The sequence below is a fragment of the Streptomyces sp. genome, from assembly GCF_031178505.1.
Classification (GTDB): domain Bacteria; phylum Actinomycetota; class Actinomycetes; order Streptomycetales; family Streptomycetaceae; genus Streptomyces; species Streptomyces gulbargensis.
Genome location: NZ_JAPSIW010000248.1, coordinates 1 through 8,669 on the forward strand (window position 1 = coordinate 1; position 8,669 = coordinate 8,669).

Sequence of the window (8,669 nt, forward strand, 5' to 3'; positions counted from 1 at the left end):
TCCGCCCTTCCGCCGTCCGTTCCCGCCCGCACCGCAGCTCCCGAAAGGAGCTCCATGCTGCCCGAGCCCCTCCGCGGCCCCGCCTTCTCCTCGTACGCCCCCGAGGAGGTCGGCTGGCTGCTCCAGGACCTCTCGGACGTCGAACTGGAGGCGCCCACCGAGGAACGCGAGGAAGCCATCCAGAGCGGCGGCGCCCACTACGCCGAATCGCTCCCCGTCGAGTACCAGCCCAGCGCCCGCTACCAGGAGCTGTTCCACAGCGCCCTGGAGGCCTCCGCCGCCCGGATCGCCCGTGCCGTGGGCACCGTCACCGAAACCGTCCTCGCCGAGCGCGCCGGCCGCCCGGTACTCGTCTCGCTGGCCCGCGCCGGCACCCCCGTCGGCGTCCTCATGCGCCGCTGGGCCGAGGCCCGGCACGGCCTCGACCTGCCGCACTACGCCGTCTCCATCGTGCGCGGCCGGGGCATCGACTCCAACGCGCTGCGCTGGCTCGCCGCCCACCACGACCCGGCGGACGTCGTCTTCGTGGACGGCTGGACCGGCAAGGGCGCCATCACCCGGGAACTCGCCGCCGCGCTCGCCGGCTTCCCCGGCTTCGTCCCGGAGATCGCGGTCCTCGCCGACCCCGGCTCCTGCGTCCGCACCTACGGCACGCGCGAGGACTTCCTCATCCCGTCCGCCTGCCTCAACTCCACGGTCTCCGGCCTCATATCCCGCACCGTGCTCCGCTCCGACCTGGTCGGCCCGGACGACTTCCACGGCGCGAAGTTCTACCGCGACCTGGCCGGCGCCGATGTCTCCGGTCTCTTCCTCGACGCCGTGGCGGCCCGCTTCGACGAGGTCGCCGAGGACGTCGGCACCGACGTCAAGGAACTCCTCGCCACGGACCGCACCCCCACCTGGGAGGGCTGGGCCGCCGTCGAGAGGATCAGCGAGGAGTACGGCATCCACGACGTGAACCTGGTCAAGCCCGGCGTCGGCGAGACCACCCGCGTCCTGCTCCGCCGCGTCCCGTGGAAGATCCTCGCCAAGCGCGGCGCGGGCGACGACCTCGCGCACGTCCGCCTGCTCGCCGAACAGCGCGGCGTACCGGTCGAGGAGGTGGACGAACTCCCGTACACCTGCGTGGGCCTGATCCACCCTCAGTACACGCGGGGCGCCACCGGCGCCGACGGCAAGGCGGTGGCCTCCCGATGACCGCCACCCCCGTCGCGCCCGTGCCCGCACCCACCCCCGGCGGTGCGACGAGCCTCGTCGCGAGCGATCTCGACCGGACCCTCATCTACTCGTCCGCGGCCCTCGCCCTCGGCATGCCCGACCCGCAGGCGCCACGGCTGCTCTGCGTCGAGGTCCACGAGTCCAAGCCGCTCTCCTACATGACGGAGGCCGCGGCCGACCTGCTCGCACGGCTCACGGCGGAGACCGTCTTCGTCCCCACCACCACCCGGACGCGCAAGCAGTACCAGCGCATCCGCCTCCCCGGCCGCGCCCCGGCGTACGCCATCTGCGCCAACGGCGGGCACCTCCTGGTCGACGGCGTGACCGACCACGACTGGCACGCCTCCGTCCTGCGCAGACTCGCGGACGAATGCGCGCCGCTCTCGGAGATCCGCGCCTACCTCACCGCCACCACCGACCTGTCCTGGGTGCGCAAGCACCGGGTCGCGGAAGACCTCTTCGCCTACCTGGTCGTCGACCGGGAGCGGCTGCCCGCCGACTGGCTGGCACGGTTCGGGGCCTGGGCGGGGGAGCGCGGCTGGACCGTCTCCCTCCAGGGCCGCAAGGTGTACGCCGTGCCGAAGCCGCTCACCAAGAGCGCCGCCGTCCGCGAGGTGGCCCGCCGCACCGGCGCGACGCTGACCCTGGCGGCCGGCGACTCGCTCCTCGACGCCGACCTGCTGCTCGCCGCGGACCGGGCGTGGCGCCCGGGCCACGGCGAACTCGCCGACACCCAGTGGACCGCCCCCCACCTCGACGTCCTCACCCAGCGGGGCGTCGCGGCGGGCGAGGAGATCCTGCGCCGCTTCCGGGCGGCGGTCCGTTCCTGAGCCGCCCCGAGGCGGCCCCTCAGGGGGTCAGCCGCAGCAGCCGCCACCGCAGCAGCCGCCGCCCCCGCCTCCGGCGGGGGCGGGCCCGGCCGAGGCCGAACCGCCGACGGCCACGGCCGACAGCAGCTTCACGGTGTCGTCGTGGCCCGCCGGGCAGGCGGCGGGGGCGGAGGACTCGGCCATGGGCCGACTGACTTCGAAGGTGTCGCCGCAGCTGCGGCAGCGGTATTCGTAACGAGGCATGCCCCCAGGCTAGCCGCGGCGCCGCGCCCGCGGTGCGCCGTCCGCGGCCGCGTCCGGCCCGGCGGCGTCAGTGCTGCCCGGCGCCGCGCTCGTCGCGGATGAGGCCGACGACCCGAGCGGCCGACGCCCTCACCGCCTCCAGCTCGGTCAGGAAGTGCCAGTAGTCGGGATGCCGGCCCTCCAGGCCCGCCACCGCCCGGTCGAGCCGGGCCACGGCCTCGTCCAGGGGCCGCGCGTGCCGGGGATCGGGCGTGGTCCGTCCCTCCATCGCGAGCCGCTGGGCGTCCCGTACCGCGAACCGGGCACGCTCGATCTCCGCCCTCGGATCCTTCGCCACCGCGTCGAGGCGCCGCAGCCGCTCCCCGGCGGCCGAAACGGCCTCGTCGGTGGAGTCGAGCAGCGCACGCACCGTCGACAGGATCGCCGTCGCGTCCGGCCAGCGCTGCTCCTCCCGCGCCTTCGTCGCCTCCCGCAACCGCTCCTCCGCCTGCCGTACGGTGCCGGCCGCCTGCTCCGGCACATGCTGGAGGTCCTGCCAGCAGGCGAGCGAGTACCGCCGCCGCAGCTCGGAGAGGACCGGCTCGACGGCCCCCGCCCGGGTGGTCAGCGCCTCGGCCCGGGTACGGAGGGAGACGAGCCGCTTGTCGATCTCGGCGGCCCGCTGCGGCAGGCGCTCGGCCTCCGCCCGTACCGCCTCGGCGTCCCGCAGGATCCGGTCGGCGCGCTGCAGCGTGTCCGGCACGCCGTGCCGGCCGGCACCCTCGTTGAGCCGGGTGAGCTCGGGCCCGAGCGCCGCGAGGCGGGCGGCCAGATCGTCGGCGCGCAGCCCCGCCCCCCGTACGGAGTCCAGGGCGGCACTCGCCTCGCGCAGCGCCTGCCGCGCGCGCTCGGCGGCGGGGGCGAGGCGGGCGAGCTGGTTCTCGGCCGTCGCCAGGAGGGGACCGAGCCCCTGCTCGAACCGCTCCAGCTCACCCCGGGCCCGGTCGAGCTCCTCCTTGGCCCGGGTCAGCTCGCCCCGGGCCCGGCTCGCGGTCGCCGCGTCCAGCTCGTCCCGGTCCAGATCGTGCGCGTCGACGGCGGTGATGTACGCGAGGGAGACCTCGTCGATCCGGCGCCCCAGGGCCTCGAAACCCTTGACCGCCCGCCGGGCCTCCGGCGAACCGTCCACGGCGGTGATCGTCTCGATGGAGATCCGCAGCCCGCGCTGCGCGGTGTCGAGCTCGTAGAAGGAGGCCGCCGCGGCGTCCTTCGCCGCCTGCGCCTCGGCCCGCTGACCCTCCCCGCGCCCGCCGAACCACCGGCGCGTGCCACCGCCCGCGAAGGCGTGCGGCAGCAGGGCCGCGACCAGCAGCGGCAGCGCGATCCCCACGCGGAAGACGGACACGCCTCCCGACGCCCGGGCCCGCTCCGGTGTCCCCGACGCCCCGGCCCGCTCCGGTGTCCCGGACGTCGCGGACGCCGCCCTGCCCCTGGCTTCGCTCGCCGCCACGTCCTTCTCCCGTGCTGTGTCCGCCGTGCCCGGTCCGGTTCATTGTCCCACCCGGTAAGGACGAACACACAGGGCGTTCAGTTCACCGTACGGACCACGACATCACCGTTGTCGCTGCGCACGCTCACGGCGTGCCCGCTGCCCTGACGCTCCGGCACGTCGATCACACGGTCACCGTTGGCGGTTCCTCCCGTGACGTCGTACGAGGCGCGGGGCAGCGAGACGGTCAGGTCACCGTTCTCCCCGGCGAGGTCCACCCGGCGCGGTACGGCGCCGAGCGTGACGTCCATGTCCCCGTTGGACGACCGGGCGACGACCTCGGCCGAGGTGGTGCCGCCCTCCACGACCACGTCCCCGTTCTCACTCCCGAGATCCAGCGGCCGGGACGCCTGGCGCACCCGCACGTCCCCGTTGTCGGACCGCACGCGCAGCGGGGTGCCGAACCCCTCGGCCGTCACGTCCCCGTTCTCGCTCTCCACACTCACCGCGACCCGCCGCGGCACCCGGATCCGGTGCAGCGCCCCGCACCCGGACGCCACCCCGCCGCAGTCCACCCGCAACGTGAGCCGCCCGTCCACCAGCTTCCACTCCGCCTCGGGCCCGCTCCCCAGGAACACCCACCCGTCGACCTGGCGCTCCACCCGTACGTCCTCGACATCGGCGGGCGTGATCACCAGATCGGAGTCGTCGGAGTCCACGACCAGCGCGTCCCCGGAGAACGCGAACGCCTTCCTCTCCACCGGAGCCCCCTCCACGTCCCCGGCCCCGCACCCCACGACCGCCCCCACGGCGACGAGCACGCCACCGAACGCAGCCACCCCCCGTACATACCGACGCGCACCCATCGACCCACCCCCGGTCCGAACCCCAGCAAGACCCCCCGAAGCTACGCCCCCCACCCCCACCCCCACGATCAGGCCCCCACCCCACCCCCTGGTAGGGCTGTCCCCCTACCGGTTTGCCCCACCCACCGGTCCGCCATGTACGCTGTTGCTTCCTCCACGGGTGCGTAGCTCAGGGGTAGAGCGCTGCTCTTACAAAGCAGATGTCGGCGGTTCGAAACCGTCCGCGCCCACCAGTACAAAGGCCCCGGACCGATCATGGTCCGGGGCCTTTGACATCCACTTCTGACATCAACGGGGACGGTCGATCACGACCGGGGACGGCTCCTGAGCAGCCGATCCACGTGACTCACGGCCTCCCGCAGAGTGTCCTGGACGACGTGCGTGTACACGTTCATCGTCACGGCGATCTGGCTGTGCCCGAGGATCTCCATCACGACGCGGGGCGGGACGCCGACGGCGGTGAGGAGCGTCGCCGTACCGTGCCGGACGACGCGGAGACCGGCGCTCTTGGCGACGCGGGTGAACGAGCGGTAGAGGTTGCGCGGCTCGATGGGCTGGCCGGTGCGGGTGGTGAAGACGTACCCACGCTCTGGCTGGCCGGACCCGTAGTCATGTCGGCGAAGATCAACGCATCGAGAACCGGGGAGTCAGTAGATCACTCTCTCCACAGGACGCGCCGGGCCAGATCGTGCTCGCGTTCAGCAGGGATTCGGACAAACCGCGGATGTCAAGCTATCGCCAGCCACCCGCGCCGTTCGGTCGCACCCTTTAAGGCCCGAACGCGGCCTGGCGGGCCAGAGGAGGTGGCCTCATCTCCCGTGCGCCCGGCGCCTCCATGGGCGCCCGCATGCGCCTTCCACAGAGATAGGAACGCTCGCGACAATCGGCTGGTCTGTCCGTTGGTGACACCAGGGGGAGTAGTGGCTCGAACGCAGTCCAAGTGTGGAGCGCTCACACAAAAGGGGACCCGGTGTCAACGCCTCGCCATGATCGGGGCGTCCAGGTGCGACCGTCACCGCGGTGAGTGGTCCTCCTATGAGGTTCAGAAGCGCAAGGCAAAGAAGAAGCGGAAGTAGCCGGCCTCCGAGCCGTGTTCTGGCCCGTGGGAGGGCGACCAATAGTGACAGGTCGGCTACGAGGATGACTCAGGAACGCGCAAGTCAGGAGCTTGCCACCTGCTGGTTCGCTTCCAGGGCGGGCGGTCAGGCAAGACGGGGGTGTTTCTCACCGCGGCGGCAGATGAAGTGGCTCGTGGTGGTGCCAGATGAGGTAGCGGTCCTCGCGGCGCAGTTCGGCAGAGCCCCACTCGATGCGCATGACGCCCTGAGTCATGGAGCAGGCGTAGGCGACGAGCACGAGCTTGACGTCCTCTGACAACAGCGCGAGGTCGGGATGGGGCTCTTGCTCGTCCAGCTCGTCGAGGCCCAGGTCGAAGGCTTGCTGCATGGGATCGGGGCCGTGTCGGCGTATCAGGTCGGCTCGGAAGCCCGTGGCGCGTCGCAGTCGTGCCGCCGTGACGGGGACGTCTTTCTTTGCGTAGCGGAGCGGATAGATCACATGATCGCCAAGGATCATGAGCGTTCGTCCTTGTAAGCGCACGGGCGTGGCCGCAGGGAGTGAGGCGAGGCCCACCTCCAGTTCCTCGTACTGCGCGGCATACAAGCCGTGTCCGTATGCCTCCAGGGTCTGGGTCTGGACTCCCTCGTGGCCGTTACGGGCTCGGGCATGGGCTCGAACCAAGCTGGCGGGGATTATGTCGGCCAAAAGTCCTGCGGCGTCGCCGAAGGTCTTCTCGGCCCACCCTGTCACGGTTGCCATGGCCTACCGCCCTTCCCCCTTGTGGCACCTGAGTGCCGAGCAGCATTCAACGAAACCGTGCAGGCTGGGTGCGAGCCGCGCAAGAGGGCATACGGCGCATGACGAGGCGCACGGTGCCCGGCATCGGTTGCGTCGGGTGCCAGGTGACCGTCAGTGGTGGGCCGTACGCTGCCGCCATGCACAGAGGAGCGATCACACAGGGATCCGTGCTCAAGGCCATCGCGGAGTACGACGAGTTGGGACAGGCTGCGTTCCTGGCGAAGTACGGCTTCGGTGAGGCTCGCTCGTACGTTGTGGTGTACGAGGGGCGGGAGTACGACTCCAAAGCCATAGCCGGCGTGGCGCACCAGTGGGATCAGGGGCGAGCTCTCAGACCTGATGAGTTCAGCGGAGGCAAGGAGCACGCCGTGGCGTGGCTGAAACGGGCAGGCTTCCAGGTCAAAGCCGTCAAGAATCCCGACTGGGCCCGGGACGAGATCATCCTTGCCTGTCAGCTCGTGATGGAGAACGGCTGGAAGGGACTGGACGCTCAGGACGCCAGGGTGGTCGAGTTGTCAGGCCTGCTCCAGCTGCTTCCCATCCATGCCGAGGCGGAGCGCAACGAGAAGTTCCGCAACCCGAACGGAGTGGCGCGCAAGACGTTCGACATCGCCACGCGACATCCCGAGTACCGAGGCAAGCCCACCAACGGCGGCGCCCTCGACGTTGCGGTGCTGATGGAGTTCCTTGCCCGGCCCGACGAGATGACCGAGGTCGCTCGGCTTATTCGGCAGGGCATCGCGGTCGGCGAGCTGCAGAGCCTTGCGCCGACCGAGGACGAGGGGTTCGACGACTACAGTGCTCCTGAGGGGCGGCTCCTCATGCGTCGGCACCAGGCCCGCGAGCGGAACAAGGGCCTGCGGAAGAAGAAGATCGCTTCTGTGATTCAGCGCGGTGGGCGGCTGGCGTGTGAGGCGTGTGGGTTCGACTTCGAGGAGGTCTACGGCGACCGCGGTGCTGGGTACATCGAATGCCATCACGTCGTGCCGTTGCACGAAGCGGGTGAGGGGCGGACCAAGCTCAGCGATCTCGCCCTCGTATGTGCCAACTGTCACCGCATGATCCATCGGCGTGCGCCATGGCCGACCCCTGAGGAGCTGCGGGCCTCCATTGAGCGAAAGCATGCAGCTGACAGGCGTGCTGCGGAAGCCATTGCACGGCCACGCAGGGCGGCTGACGAGCAGATGCCGAACCCGTGATCTGACATCCACTGCTGACATCAACGGCGGCGCACAGAGGCAGTCCCGGAGGGCCATGGACGACAGTCATCGCCAGGGCCGCCGGGGTACTCAGCCGTTGTTGGGCGAACTTACAAAGCAGATGTCGGCGGTTCGAAACCGTCCGCGCCCACCAGGAAAAAGGCCCCCGCAGCTCGTAGCTGCGGGGGCCTTTGACGGTAGAGATTGACGGCAGTTCCACTCGGGACGGCGCTCGGCGATCTGCGAGTGCCCCAGGATCTCCAACACGACCCTCGCCGGAAAGTCAACGCCACTGCACTCCGTGTCCGTGGCGGGAGCGGTGGTGCGGGAGGACGGTCGGCTCCTGGCGATCCGGCGCGCGGGCGATGGGACCTGGAAACTGCCGGGCGGAGTGCTGGAACTGGCGGAGTCACCGGAAGAGGGCGTAGCCCGTGAGGCCTGGGAAGAGACCGGCGTCCACGTCGAGGTCGACCAAGCTGACAGGGGTCCACGAGAAGACGGCTCGGGGCATCGTCGCCCTGGTGTTCCGCCGCAAGCCCTCTGGAGGCACCGAACGCACGTCGGCGGAGTCGCCGGCAGTCGACCGGCTCATGCCCGCAGAGGTCACCGAGCGGATGTCCGAGGTGTGCACAGTCCGGCTGCTGGACGCCCTGGGCGGGGACGGCCCTCATGTGTGGAGCCACGACGGACGCCACCTGCTTCCAGCGCGGTAGGACTCTCCCTACGGAGGAGGTGAGGCGCGCCGAGGAACGGTCGGTGGGGTGGGGGCGCCGGCTGTGAGGGCTCACCCGTGGGGCGCCCCTGAGGGTGCGGGGAGTCGGAGCCCGGGGGCGTACCGGGAATGTGGCACGACGGTGAGGCCCGGTGGCAGGTCACGTTCGGGGACGACGGCCGAAAGGCGACCTGTCGGAGTGTCTGAAGGTGCGGTCACACTCGGACACATGGGGGCGACAGGGGCGGACCGCCCGGAGCGGTGCGAGGGGTGCGG

At 71.2% G+C, this 8,669-nt stretch carries 7 protein-coding genes, 1 tRNA gene and 2 pseudogenes; 5 read left to right on the forward strand and 5 right to left on the reverse strand.

Features of this window, described 5'->3' with window-relative positions; all coding sequences use genetic code 11:
* Both RIF68_RS17850 and RIF68_RS17855 read left to right on the forward strand, forming a co-directional pair.
* On the forward strand, positions 1 to 1,197 hold a 1,197-nt coding region (locus RIF68_RS17850), incomplete at its 5' end, for a cysteine protease StiP family protein (RefSeq protein ID WP_309052264.1).
* A complete protein-coding gene (locus tag RIF68_RS17855) occupies positions 1,194 to 2,048 on the forward strand; it encodes an HAD family hydrolase (protein ID WP_309052265.1) in 855 nt (284 codons plus the stop codon). The genes RIF68_RS17850 and RIF68_RS17855, both read left to right, overlap by 4 nt.
* Before the next feature lie 27 nt (positions 2,049 to 2,075).
* Here the strand turns inward: RIF68_RS17855 and RIF68_RS17860 are convergent, their stop codons facing one another.
* The 3 genes from RIF68_RS17860 to RIF68_RS17870 all read right to left on the reverse strand — a co-directional run bounded on the left by RIF68_RS17860 (position 2,076) and on the right by RIF68_RS17870 (position 4,598).
* Complete coding sequence (locus RIF68_RS17860) at positions 2,076 to 2,291, reverse strand: zinc ribbon domain-containing protein (RefSeq protein ID WP_309052266.1); 216 nt, start codon at positions 2,289 to 2,291, stop codon at positions 2,076 to 2,078.
* Positions 2,292 to 2,358: 67 nt separating this feature from the next.
* On the reverse strand, positions 2,359 to 3,675 hold the full coding sequence (locus tag RIF68_RS17865) for a hypothetical protein (RefSeq protein ID WP_309052267.1): 1,317 nt from the start codon (positions 3,673 to 3,675) through the stop codon (positions 2,359 to 2,361).
* A gap of 182 nt (positions 3,676 to 3,857) precedes the next feature.
* A complete protein-coding gene (locus RIF68_RS17870; protein WP_309052268.1) occupies positions 3,858 to 4,598 on the reverse strand; it encodes a DUF4097 family beta strand repeat-containing protein in 741 nt (246 codons plus the stop codon).
* Between the two features lie 185 nt (positions 4,599 to 4,783).
* Here RIF68_RS17870 and RIF68_RS17875 point away from each other — a divergent pair.
* A tRNA-Val gene (locus RIF68_RS17875) sits at positions 4,784 to 4,858 on the forward strand.
* Between the two features lie 72 nt (positions 4,859 to 4,930).
* Here RIF68_RS17875 and RIF68_RS17880 read toward each other — a convergent pair.
* Both RIF68_RS17880 and RIF68_RS17885 read right to left on the reverse strand, forming a co-directional pair.
* Positions 4,931 to 5,215 (reverse strand): annotated as a pseudogene (locus RIF68_RS17880) (tyrosine-type recombinase/integrase); the annotation flags it as partial.
* Between the two features lie 634 nt (positions 5,216 to 5,849).
* Positions 5,850 to 6,443 (reverse strand): hypothetical protein, encoded by a 594-nt coding sequence (locus RIF68_RS17885; RefSeq protein ID WP_309052269.1) that lies wholly within the window; start codon positions 6,441 to 6,443, stop codon positions 5,850 to 5,852.
* 176 nt (positions 6,444 to 6,619) lie between these two features.
* On the opposite strand from RIF68_RS17885, the gene RIF68_RS17890 reads away from it, so the two are divergent.
* Positions 6,620 to 7,681 carry an HNH endonuclease gene (locus RIF68_RS17890; RefSeq protein ID WP_309052270.1) on the forward strand — a complete coding sequence of 354 codons (1,062 nt, stop codon included), beginning with the start codon at positions 6,620 to 6,622 and terminating at the stop codon, positions 7,679 to 7,681.
* 322 nt (positions 7,682 to 8,003) lie between these two features.
* Positions 8,004 to 8,394: pseudogene (locus RIF68_RS17895) on the forward strand (NUDIX hydrolase).
* Positions 8,395 to 8,669: the final 275 nt, after the last annotated feature.